Source organism: Actinospineispora spinosispora DSM 44797 (assembly GCF_000429025.1).
Taxonomy (GTDB): Bacteria; Actinomycetota; Actinomycetes; order Mycobacteriales; family Pseudonocardiaceae; genus Pseudonocardia; species Pseudonocardia spinosispora.
Genome location: NZ_AUBB01000017.1, coordinates 1 through 15793, shown reverse-complemented (window position 1 = coordinate 15793; position 15793 = coordinate 1). Strand labels below are relative to the sequence as shown.

Genomic DNA, 15793 nt, shown 5'->3' with positions numbered 1-15793 from the left:
TATCGAATGGTCGTCAGTTCAGGCGACGCCGGACGGTGAATTTCGGGTTCAGTACCGCGGGCAGCTCGATCAGTAACATCCCGATCGCCGCGGTGAAGCCGATGCCGCACAGTGCCACCGTGAGATCTTCCCACATGGTTCAGGCCTCCTTCGACGACAACTAACTATCGCTCCACGATAGATCTCTATCGTGGCACGATGCAATGGTTTGTTCCTGAGAGCACTGCGATATCCTCAGCTCCCCCGCCACATCGGACCGAACAGGATCAGGGCAGTGACCGGCTTGTCGCAGCGCGACTACACGAACCTTCTCGAGTTCCGGTCCGCGCTGCGCAGCTTCGAGAGCTGGAGCCAGGAGCAGGCACGAGACGCCGGCCTCACACCGGCCCAGCACCAGCTGCTGCTCGTCATCAAGGGCCATTCCGACCCGCGCGGTCCGACCATCCGCGACGTCGCGGACCGGCTGCTGACCCGGCATCACAGCGCGGTGGGCCTGGTCGACCGCGCCGAGCGCTCTGGGCTGCTGCGTCGCTGCCGGGACACCGACGACGCCCGGGTCACCCGCCTGTGCCTCACCCAGCTGGCGGAGGACCGCATCGCGGCCCTGAGCGAGCTGCACATCCACGAGCTGACCCGCCTGGCCCCGGTGCTGGAACACCTCCTGGCCGAGCCCGCCGAGTAACCGCACCACCCCGAGCTCGACCTCGCGGAGCGAGGAGAGACGGACGGACGGTCGCTACTCGCCGACCGCTCCGTCGAGGCGTTCCCGGAGGAAGTCGGCGTGGCCGGCGTGACGGGCGTGCTCCTCGATCATGTGCACCAGGATCCAGCGCAGTGAGAACTCCAGACCGTCCCGGGGACGGACGGCGGTGTCGTCCAGTGAGGCTCCGGCGACCACGTCACGCGCATGAGCGATCTCCTCGCGCCAGCTGCTGAACGCCTCGTCCACACCCGCCGCCGTGCCGACGGCGTTGTCGAAGTCGCCGTCCGGATCGTCCGGGCCGTAGTACCGGGTCGGGAGGGGTGCGCCGGCGAACATGCGGAACCAGCCGCGCTCGACGTCGGACATGTGGCGCACCAGCCCGAGCAGCGAGATCGGCGACGGTGGCACGCCCCGCACCGCGAGCTGCTCCGGGGTGAGGCCGGAGCACTTCCACTCCAGCGTCGCGCGCTGGAAGTCGAGGAATCCGGTGAGGGTCGCACGTTCGCCGGCGATCAGGGGTGGCTCTGGACGGCTGGTCATCGCGCCATCCTGCCGAGCCGCGACCCGGGATGCGCGCAAGTTTCGCCTGCGCGGAGCCGGCCGGCGGGTGAGACTGCAGTGGTGACGAGCAACACGGCGGTGCACATCGTGTCGGTCGACGAGCTGCGCGCGACGGTGCGGAGCATCTTCCTCGCGTCGGGGTGCGCCGACGACGAGGCCACGTTGATCGCCACCCAGCTGGTCGACGCCAACCTCGCCGGGCACGACAGTCACGGAGTCGTGCGGGTCCCCCAGTACGTCGACTGGCTCCGCTCCGGATTCGTACACGCGGGCCGGAGCATCGAGGTCGTCTCGGACGGCGGCGCTTTCCTCGTGCTCGACGGTGGCCTCGGCCTCGGTCAGACGGTCGCCACGCAGGCCGTCGACCTGGGCATCGACCGTGCCCGACGAACCGGGTCCTGCGTGGTCGCGCTGCGCAACGCCGGACACATCGGCCGGGTGGGCTGGTTCGCCGAGTCGGCGATCCGCGCGGGCCTCGTCTCGGTGCACTTCGTCAACGTGGCCGGCTCACCGCTCGTCGCTCCCTTCGGCGGACTGGACCGGCGGTACTCCACGGCCCCGTTCGCGGCTGGCGTGCCGTTGCCGGGCAGACCGGTCGTACTGGACTTCGCCACCTCCTACGTCGCCGAGGGCAAAGTTCAGGTCGCTTCCTACGGCGGAAAGCCACTCCCGGGCGATGCGTTGATCGGCCAGGACGGCACCCCGACCGGAGACCCTCGCGTGCTCTACGGCGACTATCGGGACGACGAGCTGCGGCTCACCTCGGGCGGGACTGGTGCCATTCGGGCCTTCGGCGAGCACAAGGGTTCCGGTCTCGCACTGATGTGCGAGCTACTGGCCGGCGCGTTGACCGGCGGGCCGTGCGCGGGGCCGCTCGACGGCGAGCGTCGGGGCATCAGCAACGGCATGCTGTCGATCTATCTGTCACCGGAGCACCTGGGTACCCGGGCCGAGTTCGAGCGGATCGGGCTCGACTACCTGGACTGGGTGCTCTCCGCGAGACCGGCTCGCCCCGGTGAGCCCGTACTCGCGCCGGGCGATCCCGAGGGTGCGGTGCGAGCCCGCCGTCTGGCCGAGGGGATCCCGCTCCCGATCGGCACCTGGGAGGCGATCCGACGCACCGCCTGCTGACCGAACCGACGACCCACCACAGAATCGAGCAGCTCAATGACGAGCGACAGCAGTCCCAAGCCCCGTCGCAGCGCCGCGTGGTTCGGTGCCGGCGGACGATCCGGCATGGTCTACCGGTCCTGGATGCGCAACCAGGGGTTCACCGGCGAGGTGTTCGACGGCCGACCGGTCATCGGCATCGCCACGACCTGGTCCGAGCTGGCGCCGTGCAACGCGCACCTGCACCGCGTCGCCGAGTCGGTCAAGCGAGGCGTCTGGCAGGCGGGTGGGTTCCCGTTGGAGTTCCCGGCCATGGCACTCGGTGAGACCCTCATGCGCCCGACCGCGATGCTCTTCCGCAACCTCCTCGCCATGGAGGCCGAGGAGCTGATGCGCGCCAACCCGCTCGACGGGGTGGTCCTGCTCTCCGGCTGTGACAAGACCACGCCCGGCCTGCTCATGGCCGCGTCCAGCGTCGACCTGCCCGCGCTGATGGTGACCGGCGGACCGATGCTGAACGGCAAGTACCAGGGCAGGGACGTCGGGTCCGGCACCCAGGTGTGGCGGTTCGAGGAGGAGCTCGCCGCCGGCCGGATGACGCAGGAGGAGTGCTTCTTCGCCGAAGGGTGCATGGCGCGCTCGAACGGTCACTGCATGACGATGGGCACCGCCTCGACGATGGCGTCGATGGCCGAGGCGCTGGGTATGCAGCTGCCGTACTCGGCGACCTGGCCTGCCGCCGACTCGCGCCGGTACGAGACGGCTCAACGTGCCGGTCAGCGGATCGTCGCAATGGTGGAGGAGGATCTCCGACCGTCCCGGATCATGACGCGTGAGGCCTTCGAGAACGCCATCCGGGTCAACGCCGCGATCGGCGGCTCGACCAACGCGGTGATCCATCTGCTCGCCATCGCCGGACGTCTCGGCGTGCGGCTGGAGCTGGCGGACTTCGACGCCCTCGCCAGGGACGTGCCGACCCTGTTGGATCTGCAGCCGTCCGGCCGGTTCCTGATGGAGGACTTCTGCTACGCCGGAGGACTGCCGGCCGTCATGCGTGAGCTGGGTGAGCTGCTGCACGGCACGGCGGTGACCGTCACCGGGAAAACCGTGGCGGACAACGTGTCGGACGCCGAATGCTTCAACCGCGACGTCATCCGCGCGCTGCACGACCCGTTCCAGCCCGCCGGAACCGGGACCGCCGTGCTGCACGGCAACCTGGCGCCGGACGGCGCGGTCATCAAACAGTCCGCGGCCTCACCGGACCTGCTGCGTCACCGCGGCCGGGCGCTGGTGTTCGACTCGGTCGAGGACTATCACGCGGTCGCGGATGACGAGGACCTACCGGTCGACGAGACCACCGTGCTGGTGATCCGGGGCAGCGGTCCGCGCGGCTATCCGGGTATGCCGGAGGTGGCGAACGTGGTGCTGCCGACCAAGCTCCTCCGTCGGGGTGTGACCGACATGGTGCGCATCTGCGACGGGCGGATGTCGGGAACCGCGTACGGGACGGTGGTACTGCACGTCGCGCCCGAGTCCGCGGCGGGTGGCCCGCTCGCCCTCGTCCGCAACGGTGACTGGATCGCGCTCGACGTGCCGGAGCGCAGTCTCACGTTGGAGGTCGACGACGAGGAGCTCGCCGCCCGTCGTGCTGACTGGACGCCGCCACCGCCGGTCGCGGACCGAGGCTGGACGCGGCTGTACACCGAGCACGTCCTGCAGGCCGATCGTGGGCTCGACCTGGACTTCCTGGTCGGAGCCAGCGGTCATGACGTTCCGAGGGAGTCCCATTGAGTGCGCAACGGCTCATCCGGTTGCAACCGGTCGACGACGTGGCCATCGCCGCGGCGGACGTTCCGGCGGGCGCCCAGGTCGATGCGGGGGACGGTCCGTTCACCGTGCGCGAGGCCGTGGGGCGCGGTCACAAGGTGGCGCTGCACGAGCTGCGTGCCGGCGAGCGGGTGCTGAGGTACGGGCAGGTCATCGGGTTCGCCGGTCGTGACATCGCGGTCGGTGAGCACGTGCACGTCCACAACCTGGAGTACCGCGAGTTCGAACGGGACTACGAGTTCGCGGTCGATGCGAAGGTGGAGGAACTGCTCGAGGAGTCGCGGCGGGCCACCTTCGACGGGTACCTCCGATCCGACGGCACCGTCGGGACACGTAACTACCTGGGTGTTCTGACCAGCGTCAACTGCTCCGCGACGGCCGCCAAGCAGATCGCCGCCCGCATGCGGTACTCCGGTGTGCTCGACGACTTCGAGCACGTCGACGGCGTCGTCGCACTGACCCACGGCCAAGGGTGCGGAATGGCACCGGACGGTGAGGGCATCCGCGTGCTGCGCAGGGTGATGCGCGGCTACCTGACGCACCCGAACTTCGCCGGATTCGTCGTCCTCGGGCTGGGCTGCGAGGACAACCAGATCGCCCAGCTGACCGAGGGCGTTCCGATGCGCGCCGACGTCCCGGTGTTCGCCAGCACCATCCAGGCGATCGGCGGAACGAAGAAGACCGTGGCCGAAGGTGTCGCGCGGCTGACCGAGATGCTTCCGGAGACAGACCGCGCCAGGCGGACGAGGCAGCCGGTCAGCAGCCTGATCCTGGGCACGAACTGCGGCGGTTCGGACTCGTACTCAGGACTGACCGCGAACCCGGCGCTCGGCGACGCCGTCGACCGTCTGGTGCGCAACGGCGGGACCGGGGTCGTCGGGGAGACACCCGAGATCTACGGCACCGAGCACATGCTGGTGCGGCGCGCCGCGTCGGAGCAGGTCGGTCGCAAGCTGCTCGAACGCATCGACTGGTGGCGCGACTACACGGCGCGCCACGGCGGCTCGATGGACAACAACCCGTCGCCAGGCAACAAAGCGGGCGGGCTCACCACGATCCTGGAGAAGTCGCTTGGCGCCGTAGCCAAGGGCGGGACGACCACCCTCACCGACGTCGTCGACTACGCCGCCCCGGTGACCAGCAAAGGCTTCGTCTTCATGGACACACCCGGCTACGACCCGGTCTCGGTCACCGGGATCGTCGCGGGCGGCGCGAACGTCGTGTGTTTCACCACCGGCCGAGGTTCGGCGTTCGGCTGCGCACCGGTGCCGAGTCTCAAGCTGGCGACCAACACAGAGCTGTACGAGCACATGCGCGACGACATGGACATCAATGCCGGCGGCATCGTCGACGGCACCACGACGGTGAGCGAGCTCGGGAACGAAATCTTCGAGCGCGTTCTCGCTGTGGCGTCGGGCGAACCGACGAAGAGCGAGCTGATGGACTACGGCGAGGAGGAGTTCGTCCCCTGGCACATCGGCACCGTCATGTAACTCGTGAGTGGTACAGGCGCCTGGGGGCGCCCGTACCACTCACGAGTCGCTAGCGGGTGGCGACGGCGTGCTCGATGTCTCGGGCCAGCAGGTGGTGGTTCAGCGCGATTCCCGCTGTTGCGCCGGCACCGGCGGCCCTGATCGCCTGGGCGCTCTCGTCCACGACGTTGCCCGCGGCCCAGACGCCGTCGACGCTCGTGCGACCGCTCGGATCGGTGACCACCCAGCCGTTCTCGCCGACAGCACATCCCAGGTCGCGCAGGAGGCCGTCGAGCGGGACGAACCTCGGTCCGACGAACACCGCCGACCGCTCGATCGTCCGCCCGTCGGCCAGCTCGACGCCCCGCAGCCGGTCCTCGTCGACGACGACGCGGGCGACCTTGCCCTCGACGACCCGGACGCCCCGAGCCGCGAGCCGTTCGCGTTCGCCCTGGTCGAGCTCGATCCGATCGGGAAAGAACACCACGTCGGAGGACCACTGCCGGATCAGGGCCGCCTGGTGCAGGCTGAACGGTCGGTTGTCCCCACCCAGTACCGCGATCGGCGAGTCGCGCACCTCCCAGCCGTGGCAGTACGGACAGTGCACCACGTCCCTGCCCCACCGCTCGCGCAGCCCCGCGATGTCCGGGAGCTCGTCGCGCAGGCCGGTCGCCACGAGCACCGCTCGCGCGGTCACCGCCGGGTGCTCGGCGAGACGTACCTCGAACCGGTCCTCGCCGGTGCGGCCGACGCCGTCGACCCGTCCCTCTCCTATCTCCACCCCGTACCCGCGAAGCTCACGCCGTCCTTCCGCCAGGAATGAGCCGGGCGCCATCCCGTCCCTGGACAGAAAACCGTGCATGTGCGCGGCCGGAGCATTGCGCGGCGAGCCGGCGTCCATCACCAGTACCCGCCTGCGGGCACGTCCCAGGTAGAGCGCCGCCGTCAGTCCGGCGGCACCGCCACCGATGATCATCACGTCGTAGTCCGTCGTGTTCAGTTTCCGTCACTCCTCGCGGTCGTGCCCCTCGGGCCGTTGATCAACGGGACCACGGTGCGTCGCGCCGGGAATGCTTGACAATCGTTCTTGCGGAAACTGCAATTCGGCGGTGATCGACGACTACGACACGGTTCTGGCGGCCATCGGACCACGGCTGCGCGGTCTGCGCCTGCGCGGCGGGACGACGCTGGCGGCAGTGGCGGTGCGCACCGGCATATCGGTGAGCACGTTGTCCCGGCTCGAGTCGGGCATCCGGGCACCAACTCTCGATCTGCTGCTGCCGCTGGCTCGTGAGTACCGGGTCGCACTCGACGAGCTGGTCGACGCGGACCCTACCGGGGACCCCCGTGTGTACCCGAAGCCGATGAGCCGCCACGGCATGACCGTCGTGCCCCTGAGCCCGACCGAGGGTGAGCTGCAGGCCTTCAAGTGCATCCTCGGGGCCGGGCCGGTCGGCGCCGAACCGGACCAGCGTTCGCACGAGGGATACCACTGGCTCACCGTGCTCAACGGCCGGCTGCGGGTCGTTCTCGGTGACCGGGACCTGGTGCTGACGACCGGGCAGGCCGCCGAGTTCGACACCCGGGTACCCCACTGGTTCGGCAACGCCGAACCCCGCGCCGTCGAGTTCCTCAGCGTGCTCAGCAGCACCGGCCGGGGGATCGACCAGCGGATTCATCCCTCGGACTTCCCCGGGACGTCAGGTCAGCACGCGCGCTAGGAACGTCCTGGTGCGCTCGTGGCTGGGTGAGCCGAACACCTGGCCCGGCGGCCCGGACTCGACCACCTCGCCCTGGTCCATGAACACCACCCGCGAGGACACGTCCCTGGCGAACGCCATCTCGTGCGTCACCACGACCATCGTCATGCCGTCCGCCGCCAGGTCACGCATGACGGTCAGCACCTCGCCGACCAGCTCGGGGTCCAACGCCGAGGTCGGCTCGTCGAACAGCATCAGCGACGGGTCCATCGCGAGGGCCCGCGCGATCGCGACACGCTGCTGCTGGCCGCCGGACAGCTCGGCCGGGTAGGCGTTCTCCTTGTCGCTCAGCCCGACCCGGTCGAGCAGCTCACGCGCACGCACGGTGGCCGACGCGACCGAGTGTCCACGCACGCCGACCGGCGCCTCGATGATGTTCTTCAGGACCGTCATGTGGGGGAAGAGGTCGAACTGCTGGAACACCATGCCGATCGACGCGCGCCGGCTCGCCGCCTCGGCGGGTGACAGCTCGTGCAGCGTGTCCCCCTTCCGCCGGTACCCGACGAAGTCACCGTTGACCAGCACGAGGCCCGAGTCGATCGTCTCCAGATGGTTGATGCAGCGCAGCAGGGTGCTCTTGCCGGAGCCGGACGGGCCGATGAGGCACACGACCTCTCCCCGCTCTACCTCGAGGTCGACCCCGCGCAGGGCCTCGACCGAGCCGAAGCGCTTACGCACGCCCTCCATGTGCACGACAGCCGTGTTCGTCACAGTGACCCCCGCCCGAAACGCCGCTCCAGATGTCCCTGACCGACCGACAGCAACGACACCACGACGAGGTACCAGATGCTGGCGACCATCAGCAGCGGGACGACCCGGTAGTTGATCCCGTAGATGCTCTGCGCGGTGTAGAGCAGGTCGCTCAACGCGATCACGCTGACCAGCGAGGACGTCTTCAGCATGGAGATCGTCTGGTTCCCGGTCGGTGGGATGATGGTGCGCATCGCCTGCGGCAGGACGATGCGCCGCAGCACGCGCGCGGGCCGCATGCCCAACGCCAGCGCGGCCTGTCGCTGGCACCTGTCGACGCCGATGACACCGGCGCGCACGATCTCGGCCATGTACGCCGCCTCGTGCAGTGACAGCGCCAGGATCGCGGCGGTGAACGGACTGATGATCTGGTTCGCGTTGAACGAGAACAGCAGCTCATGACCGGGCACGCCGAGGCCGAGCTGCGGGTAGAGCGCGGCGAGGTTGAACCAGAACAGGATCTGGACCAGCAGCGGGGTTCCACGGAAGAACCAGACGTAGAGCCGGGCGACCGTGCTCAGGATGCCACTGCTCGACGTCCGCATGATCGCCAGCACGACACCGAGGACGATACCGAGGACCATGCTGATGACGGTCAGCTCGATCGTCGTCAGCAATCCCTTCAGGATCGCGCCGGAGAACAGGTACTGCCCGACGACGGCCCAGCCGAACCGTTCGTTGACCGCCGCCGAATACAGGGCGGCGGCGGCGATCACCGCGAGTAGCGCATAGATGAACCAGAGGTAGGGCCTGCGTCGGGGAATCACCCGCAGTGTCACGGGTGCGGCCGACTCCGTTGTCGAGCTCGCTGCGGTCATGGCGCCGTCCTGATCGTGAAGGTGTTGATTGCGTTGTCCTGTACCGCCCATTTGGTCAGGATCCGGCGGTAGACCTGGTCGCGGTCCAGTTCCGTGAGCGCGGCCGAGACCGCCGGTGCCAGCGGGCTGCCCTTCGCCAGACCGATCGCGACCGGGGTGTTCGCCTCGTAGGTGTCCGACACCTCGATGTCCGGCACGTTCTTGGCCGCGTACCGGATCACCGGCAGGTCGACGAAGACGCCGTCGATCCGTCCGCTCACCAGTGCCAGGACTCCTTTCTGCTGGTCGGGGAAGCTGTGCACCTGCACCGGGGGTTTGCCGTCCCTGAGGCATGCGGCGGACAGTTTCGGCAGGTAGGAGGCCTGCTGGATGGAGCCGTTGGACACCGCGATCCCGCGGCCGCACATCGACGAGACGGTGATGTGCAGTGGGTTGCCCGCCCGGACCCCCAGCCCGGTTCCCGAGTTGAAGTAGTCGACGAAGTCGAGCACCTTGAGCCGCTCCGGGGTCAGACCCATCTGGCTCACCGCGAGGTCGTACCGGCCGCTCTGCAGGCCGGGGACGATCTGGTCGAACGTCACCCCCACGACGTTGACGTGCAGGCCCATCACGTCGCCCAGTGCCTTGGCCAGGTCCGGGTCGACCCCGAGCATGTCACCTGACCCGTCCGGGGTCGGGTAGTGCAACGGCGCGTTGCCGATGCTCATGACCGCGTTGAGCGTGCCCCGCGCCCGGACCGCTGGCGGGATCAGCTGTTCGACCGAGGGTGCCGGCCGCGCTCTGATGACCTCGACGTCGGCGTTGGTCGCGGCGCTGTCCGCGCACCCGGCGAGGGCGGCGAGCAGTATCAGGAACACCACAGGTAACCGCACCCGCCAGCCGTGCGCCGAGGACGTGTCGGGAGTCCGGGGAAGAGCTCGTATCGGCATGGCGGAATCCGTATCGGCTAGTGGATGAGTCCCTGGTGCTGCAGTGCCGCGCGACGGCGGGGGTCGACGCCGTCGGCGGGCAGTGAGTAGTCCGCCCCGGTCAGCGGCTGACCCTCGGCGAACCGCGAGAACCGGAAGGGCTCGATCGGCGCGGTGGCGGCCTTGCCGTGGACGATCAGCTCGGCCAGGCACGCCCCGATCGCGGGTGCCTTCTTGAAGCCACCGCCGCTCATTCCGACCGCGAGGTACAGGCCCTCGGTCCCCGGTGCCGAGCCCAGCACCATCCGACGGTCGGGCGTGATGTCGAGCGGACCGGCGTGCCCGCTTGCTCGCGGTGCGTCGGCCAACCCCGGCAGTCGCCGTGCGGCCTGTCGCCTGGCCAGTTCGGTGAACTCCGGCTCGTCGGACTCGTCGTACCCGTCGAGGTCGTCGAGTGGTCGACGGAACGCGCTGAGCCCGACGAGCGTGTGCCGATCCCCCGCCGGACGCAGGTAGCAGCCGTTGGTGCGGTCGATGATCGTCAGATGTCCGTCGGGTCCGGTCGGCAGCTCGGCGGGCCGCGCGAAGAAGCTGACCTGTGCGCGCGCCGTCTCGATCTGCAGCTCGATTCCCAGTGGCGCGAGCAGCCCGGTGCACCAGGCGCCGTTGGCCACTACGACGATTGGTGCCTCGATCGTGCCGTGTGAGGTGTGGACGCCCCGGACCCGATCGTGCGCGACAGCCAGCCCGGTGACCTCGACCTGCTCGAACACCGTGGCGCCGAGGCGGCGGGCGGCCTCGGCGAGACCGACCGTGGTGGCGACCGGGTCGGCGTAGCCGCCGCGCGGCTCGTACGCGGCGACTGCGTCGTCCTCGACCACCATGTGCGGCTGGAGCCTTCGGATCTCGTCCGCGTTCACCAACGTCGTGTCCACTCCGATGCCGCGCAGTTGCTCGACGTTGCTCCGGAGTGTGGAGTGGTCCTGGGCGGCGACCATCTGCAGGAAGCCGGTCGCCGCGAACCCGCAGGTACCGCCGACCCGGTCAGCCCAGTGTTCGAACCAGCCCAGCGCGGCGAGCGCGATCCTCGCTTCGTCGACGTTGGTGTAGTGGGTGCGTACCAGCGCACCCGACCGGCCGGATGCCTGCCCCGCGACCGTGCCCTTGTCCAGCACGACGACGTCCGTCAGGCCGAGACGTGCCAGGTTGAAGGCGATCGCGGCACCGACGACCCCGGCCCCCACCACGACTGCCTGAGCGCTGCTGGGCGGTCCATCGGCTACCTCTGCCACGGCGACGTTCCTCCCTGCCGGCACCCGGCCGCCACGATCGGGTGGGTATCGCACACCAGATCACACCGTCAGACGCCTCGCCACGGGAAACTTGCGCGTAGTTTGTCCACGGCGCCTCGGTGGCGTTCCGGTAGACTGTCTACAGTATGTAGCGAACAGGTATGGCTCGAAGCGGTGGAGATGACCTCAGAGGAGAGGTTCGACGCCGCGAATACGGTATTTTGTAGGCAGCATCCCAGCTTCTGACCTCGGACGGAGACGCTCCACCGTGCCCCAGCCAGCATCCACGACGGCCACCGGCCAGTCCGCTCGCCAGATCGCGCGTCCGGTCCCGCTGCGCCAGAGCGTGTACGAGGCGATCCTGGACATGATCGTCGAGCGCAGCCTGCAGCCGGGCCAGCACCTGGTCGAGAACGAGCTGGCCGTCATGCTCGGCGTATCGCGGCAGCCGGTCCGCGAGGCTCTCCAATGGCTCAAGAACGACGGGTGGGTCGAGCTGCGGCCGGGGTTCGGCGCCTTCGTGCACGCGCCCACCGTCGAGGAGGCCGACCAGCTGCTGGCGGTGCGCACGATGCTGGAGACCGAATCGGCGCGGCTCGCCGCCCTCAACGCGACCGATGCCGACCTTGCGCGGCTCCGCGAGCTGTACGCGCAGGGCATGGCCGCGCTCGAGTCCGACGACCTGAACAGCTTGGTCGAGGCCAACGCGAGCCTGCACGCGGCCATCACTCGCAGCTCCGGCAACCAGGTACTCGTCGAGCTGTCCGAGCAGGTCGACCGAAGGGTCCGCTGGTACTACGCGCCGGTGGCCCGCCATCGAGGTCGCCAGTCCTGGGTGGAGCACGAGCAGCTGATCGAGGCCATCGCCGCGCACGACCCGGAGAAGGCCACGGAGATCATGCGCTTCCACACCGAGCAGACCCGCCGCGCCTACCACGACCGCACCGCCGACACCGAGAGCTCGGCCATCGTCGACGCCGTCTCGTCCTGAACACCCGCGAGTCGGGACATTCGTCCCGACTCGCGGGCTCGGCTCGCGCCTGGTCAGCCCGCGAGGCGTCCGGCGCCGTGGCTCGGCAACGTGGCAGGCAGGCCCGGGCGTTGCAGGCTGGCGATACCGACGACCGCGGTCAGCGACACGCACCCCGCCACCAGGAACAGGCTCGGATAGGTCCACCAGGTCATGGCGAAGGCCGTGACACCCACACCGAGAACCCCGGCGAACGCCTTCGCGCTGTAGACGAGTGCGTGCACCTCCAGCGCGTTCTGATGGCCGAAATAGTCCCGTACGAGACTGGCCACGAGCGGGTAGAAGGCGCCACCGCCGCAGCCCGCGACCGCCGAGGCGACCACCAGCATGCCCGTCGAGCCGGACATCGCGGCCATGGCGAGGAGCAGCTGCCCGAGGGTCTGCACCATCAGTACGTACTTGAGGGTGCGTCGCCGCCCCCATCGGTCGGAGATGCGGATCGACGCGGCGCGCCCCAGCCCGTTCAGGCCGAGCAGGAGCGCGACCGTCACCGCAATCACCGACGTCGCCGCTCCCAGATCCGCCATGAACACCACGAGGAACGCGGCGTCGAGCAGCGACACCGCGCCCGCACCGATGCCGATCAGGTACATCACCGGAAGAGCGCCGGTGCGTAGCGCCTGCGCCGCCGAGAACTGGCGCACCGCCGGTGCGTTCGCGCGACGACCGGGACCGGTGCTCAGCGCCCATGCGCGCGGGTCGACGTCAGCGGGCCACCAGCGCGCGGGCGGGTCTCTGAAGAACGCGCCGAAGCCGGCGATGACCAGCAGGATCAATATCGCCGCCGCGTCCAGGGCCATCGTCAGCCAGGCCGCATCCAGTCTCAGGACGGCGGCAGCGGCGAACGGCGCCGACGCGTAGGCGAACACCCCGGTGATCGCGCTGACCTTCCCGTTCGACCGCTCCGGGTACCACTTCGTCAGCGTCGACGTGCAGGTCCCGTACACGAAGCCGGCTCCGGCGCCACCGAGTATCGAGTAGCCGATCAGTGCACCCGCGTAGCCGGAGCTGTGTGCGAGCGCGAGAGGCCCCGCCGCGGACAGGACCGCTGCCAGGAGCATCACCGCGCGCGGTCCGAGCCCACGACGCTCACGAAGGAATGCCACCGGGAAACCGACCCCCGCCTGGCAGACCACCCACACGGCGAGAAGTGAGAAGACCGTGGTCAGTGACCATCCGCGCGCGGCCATCAGCGCGGGCGCGATCGCGCCGAAGCCGTACTGGAGTAGCCCGACAGCGGCCATCGGCGGCCAGGTCAACCAGGGCGAGGACTCCCGCCCGACCCGGTCGGCGGCGCTGTGGCGCAGGAAGTACAGGCGCCCGTAGCAATCCCGGACCTCGCGTCCGGCGTCCTCGGTTCCCGACATCACGACTCCCCTGGAGCTGCCCGTTGAGTGATACAGGCCACAGTAACTCCACATACTGCATACTGTCTACATCACAGCCAAACCTCTGGACGGTTGACTCCATACTGTATACAGTCGTGCTTCCACCACCCCGACGGGAGACACGAGTGGACCTCTTCGAATATCAGGCACGGACACTCTTCGAGACGCGCGGCGTCCCGGTGCTGCCGGGTCGCACCGTCACCACGGCCGAGGATGCGGCGGCTGCCGCGTCCGAGATTGGTACGGCTGTGGTGGTGAAGGCCCAGGTGAAGACTGGTGGGCGGGGTAAGGCCGGTGGTGTGAAGCTGGCGAAGGATGCGGGTGAGGCCCAGGAGAAGGCTGGGGCGATCCTGGGTATGGATATCAAGGGTCACACGGTGCATCAGGTGTTGGTGACCGAGGCTTCGGATATCGCTGAGGAGTATTACTTCTCGTTCTTGTTGGATCGGTCGAACCGTACTTTCCTGGCGATGGCCAGTGCTGAGGGTGGTATGGAGATCGAGCAGCTGGCGGTGGAGCGGCCGGAGGCGTTGGCTCGGGTTCCGATCGATGCGATCGCCGGGGTGGACAAGGCCAAGGCTGATGAGATCGTGGCGGCGGCGAAGTATCCGGCCGAGGTGGCGGACAAGGCCGCGTCGGTGATCGTGAAGTTGTGGGAGACCTTCGTCGGTGAGGACGCCACGCTGGTCGAGGTCAACCCGCTGGTCCGCGATCCCGCGGATAATGTGATCGCGTTGGACGGCAAGGTCACCCTGGACGAGAACGCCGATTTCCGTCACCCCGATCATGCCGCGTTGGTCGATGAGCGCACCGAGAACCCCTTGGAGGCGAAGGCCAAGGCCAAGGGTTTGAACTATGTGAAGCTCGATGATGGTCAGGTCGGGATCATCGGTAACGGTGCCGGTCTGGTCATGTCCACCCTGGATGTGGTGGCCTACGCCGGGGAGAAGCACGGGAATGTGAAGCCGGCGAACTTCCTGGACATCGGTGGTGGCGCGTCGGCGCAGGTGATGGCCGACGGGCTGGATGTGATCCTGGGGGATCCGGACGTCAAGTCGGTGTTCGTGAACGTGTTCGGTGGGATCACCGCGTGTGACGCGGTCGCGACCGGCATCGTGGAGGCGCTCAAGATTTTGGGTGACAGTGCGACGAAGCCGTTGGTGGTGCGTCTGGATGGCAACAACGTGCTCGAGGGCCGGCGGATTCTGGACGAGGCGAACCACCCGCTGGTGACCCAGGTGGACACAATGGACAACGCGGCCGACAAGGCCGCCGAGCTCGCGGCAGCGGGGGCCTGAACCATGTCGATTTTTTTGAACAGCAGCAGCAAGGTCATCGTGCAGGGCATCACCGGTGGTGAGGGCACCAAACACACCACCAAGATGCTCGCCGCGGGCACCAACATCGTCGGCGGGGTCAACGCCCGCAAGGCCGGGCAGAGCGTCACGATCGGCGGTAAGGACCTGACGGTGTTCGGTACCGTCGAAGAGGCCATGAAGGAAACCGGAGCCGACGTCAGCGTCGTGTTCGTGCCGCCGAAGTTCGCCAAGGACGCGGTCATCGAGGCCATCGACGCCCAGATCCCCCTGGCCGTGGTGATCACCGAGGGCATTCCGGTGCACGACAGCGCCTATTTCTGGGCGCATGCGTGCGCGAAGGGCAACCAGACCCGGATCATCGGCCCGAACTGTCCAGGCATCATCTCCCCCGGTGAGTCCAACGCCGGGATCATCCCGGCCGACATCGCCGGAGCGGGCAAGATCGGGTTGGTGTCGAAGTCCGGGACGTTGACCTACCAGATGATGTACGAGCTGCGGGACTTCGGTTTCTCCACCGCGATCGGCATCGGCGGGGACCCGGTCATCGGGACCACCCACATCGACGCCCTGCAGGCGTTCGAGGCCGACCCCGACACCGAGGCCATCGTGATGATCGGTGAGATCGGCGGCGACGCCGAAGAACGCGCCGCGGACTTCATCAAGGCCAACGTCACCAAACCCGTCGTCGGCTACGTCGCCGGGTTCACCGCCCCCGAAGGCAAGACCATGGGCCACGCCGGCGCCATCGTCTCCGGCTCAGCGGGCACCGCACAAGCCAAGAAAGAAGCACTCGAAGCAGCAGGAGTCAAGGTCGGCAAAACACCCAGCGAAACCGCCGACCTCATGCGCGAGATC

The 15793-nt window shown here is 68.5% G+C and carries 16 protein-coding genes; 8 read left to right on the top strand and 8 right to left on the bottom strand.

The annotated features are described in order from the left end of the window. Nucleotides 1-13 precede the first annotated feature (13 nt). Complete coding sequence (locus tag G406_RS59290) at nucleotides 14-136, bottom strand: hypothetical protein (protein WP_281172399.1); 123 nt, start codon at nucleotides 134-136, stop codon at nucleotides 14-16. A gap of 138 nt (nucleotides 137-274) precedes the next feature. Between G406_RS59290 and G406_RS0106190 the strand changes: the two genes are divergently transcribed. Further along, nucleotides 275-682: a MarR family winged helix-turn-helix transcriptional regulator gene (locus G406_RS0106190; protein WP_037075416.1), complete on the top strand. Its 408-nt coding sequence runs from the start codon at nucleotides 275-277 to the stop codon at nucleotides 680-682. Nucleotides 683-736: 54 nt separating this feature from the next. Here the strand turns inward: G406_RS0106190 and G406_RS0106185 are convergent, their stop codons facing one another. Then, nucleotides 737-1243, bottom strand: coding sequence for a DinB family protein (locus tag G406_RS0106185; protein ID WP_028933171.1), 507 nt, complete (start codon nucleotides 1241-1243; stop codon nucleotides 737-739). Nucleotides 1244-1324: 81 nt separating this feature from the next. Here G406_RS0106185 and G406_RS0106180 point away from each other — a divergent pair, with 81 nt between their 5' ends. Genes G406_RS0106180 through G406_RS0106170 form a run of 3 tightly spaced genes read left to right on the top strand, consistent with a single transcriptional unit; the run spans nucleotide 1325 to nucleotide 5694 of the window. Beyond that, on the top strand, nucleotides 1325-2395 hold the full coding sequence (locus tag G406_RS0106180; RefSeq protein WP_084215837.1) for a malate/lactate/ureidoglycolate dehydrogenase: 1071 nt from the start codon (nucleotides 1325-1327) through the stop codon (nucleotides 2393-2395). Nucleotides 2396-2431: 36 nt separating this feature from the next. Beyond that, a complete protein-coding gene (locus G406_RS0106175) occupies nucleotides 2432-4165 on the top strand; it encodes an IlvD/Edd family dehydratase (RefSeq protein WP_028933169.1) in 1734 nt (577 codons plus the stop codon). Beyond that, complete coding sequence (locus G406_RS0106170; RefSeq protein WP_028933168.1) at nucleotides 4162-5694, top strand: UxaA family hydrolase; 1533 nt, start codon at nucleotides 4162-4164, stop codon at nucleotides 5692-5694. The genes G406_RS0106175 and G406_RS0106170 overlap by 4 nt, the downstream gene beginning before the upstream one ends. A gap of 49 nt (nucleotides 5695-5743) precedes the next feature. On the opposite strand, the gene G406_RS0106165 is transcribed toward G406_RS0106170, so the two are convergent. Beyond that, a complete protein-coding gene (locus tag G406_RS0106165) occupies nucleotides 5744-6649 on the bottom strand; it encodes an NAD(P)/FAD-dependent oxidoreductase (RefSeq protein WP_245607042.1) in 906 nt (301 codons plus the stop codon). A gap of 133 nt (nucleotides 6650-6782) precedes the next feature. On the opposite strand from G406_RS0106165, the gene G406_RS44895 reads away from it, so the two are divergent. Next, entirely contained in the window at nucleotides 6783-7394 is a 612-nt protein-coding gene (locus G406_RS44895; protein ID WP_051341713.1) for a helix-turn-helix domain-containing protein, read from the top strand. Here G406_RS44895 and G406_RS0106155 read toward each other — a convergent pair. From G406_RS0106155 to G406_RS0106140, 4 genes are read right to left on the bottom strand one after another with little or no spacing between them, the layout of a single operon-like run. Next, nucleotides 7374-8120 (bottom strand): amino acid ABC transporter ATP-binding protein, encoded by a 747-nt coding sequence (locus tag G406_RS0106155; RefSeq protein ID WP_037075483.1) that lies wholly within the window; start codon nucleotides 8118-8120, stop codon nucleotides 7374-7376. The two genes, G406_RS44895 and G406_RS0106155, sit on opposite strands and share 21 nt — an antisense overlap. Before the next feature lie 20 nt (nucleotides 8121-8140). Then, the gene (locus G406_RS0106150; protein ID WP_028933165.1) at nucleotides 8141-9001 is read right to left on the bottom strand and encodes an amino acid ABC transporter permease; all 861 of its coding nucleotides are present in this window, start codon (nucleotides 8999-9001) and stop codon (nucleotides 8141-8143) included. Next, a complete protein-coding gene (locus tag G406_RS0106145; RefSeq protein WP_084215808.1) occupies nucleotides 8998-9930 on the bottom strand; it encodes an ABC transporter substrate-binding protein in 933 nt (310 codons plus the stop codon). Before G406_RS0106145 ends, G406_RS0106150 begins: the two co-directional genes overlap by 4 nt. A 17-nt stretch (nucleotides 9931-9947) precedes the next feature. After that, complete coding sequence (locus G406_RS0106140) at nucleotides 9948-11201, bottom strand: NAD(P)/FAD-dependent oxidoreductase (RefSeq protein ID WP_169736628.1); 1254 nt, start codon at nucleotides 11199-11201, stop codon at nucleotides 9948-9950. A 268-nt stretch (nucleotides 11202-11469) separates the two neighbouring features. Here G406_RS0106140 and G406_RS44890 point away from each other — a divergent pair, with 268 nt between their 5' ends. Continuing rightward, complete coding sequence (locus G406_RS44890) at nucleotides 11470-12192, top strand: GntR family transcriptional regulator (protein ID WP_051341712.1); 723 nt, start codon at nucleotides 11470-11472, stop codon at nucleotides 12190-12192. A 53-nt stretch (nucleotides 12193-12245) separates the two neighbouring features. On the opposite strand, the gene G406_RS0106130 is transcribed toward G406_RS44890, so the two are convergent. After that, nucleotides 12246-13598, bottom strand: coding sequence for an MFS transporter (locus G406_RS0106130; protein ID WP_028933162.1), 1353 nt, complete (start codon nucleotides 13596-13598; stop codon nucleotides 12246-12248). A gap of 146 nt (nucleotides 13599-13744) precedes the next feature. Between G406_RS0106130 and sucC the strand changes: the two genes are divergently transcribed. Together sucC and sucD are read left to right on the top strand one after the other, a co-directional pair. After that, nucleotides 13745-14917 carry an ADP-forming succinate--CoA ligase subunit beta gene (sucC, locus tag G406_RS0106125; RefSeq protein ID WP_028933161.1) on the top strand — a complete coding sequence of 391 codons (1173 nt, stop codon included), beginning with the start codon at nucleotides 13745-13747 and terminating at the stop codon, nucleotides 14915-14917. Between the two features lie 3 nt (nucleotides 14918-14920). Beyond that, the coding region (sucD, locus tag G406_RS0106120) for a succinate--CoA ligase subunit alpha (RefSeq protein WP_028933160.1) at nucleotides 14921-15793 on the top strand (873 nt) is incomplete at its 3' end.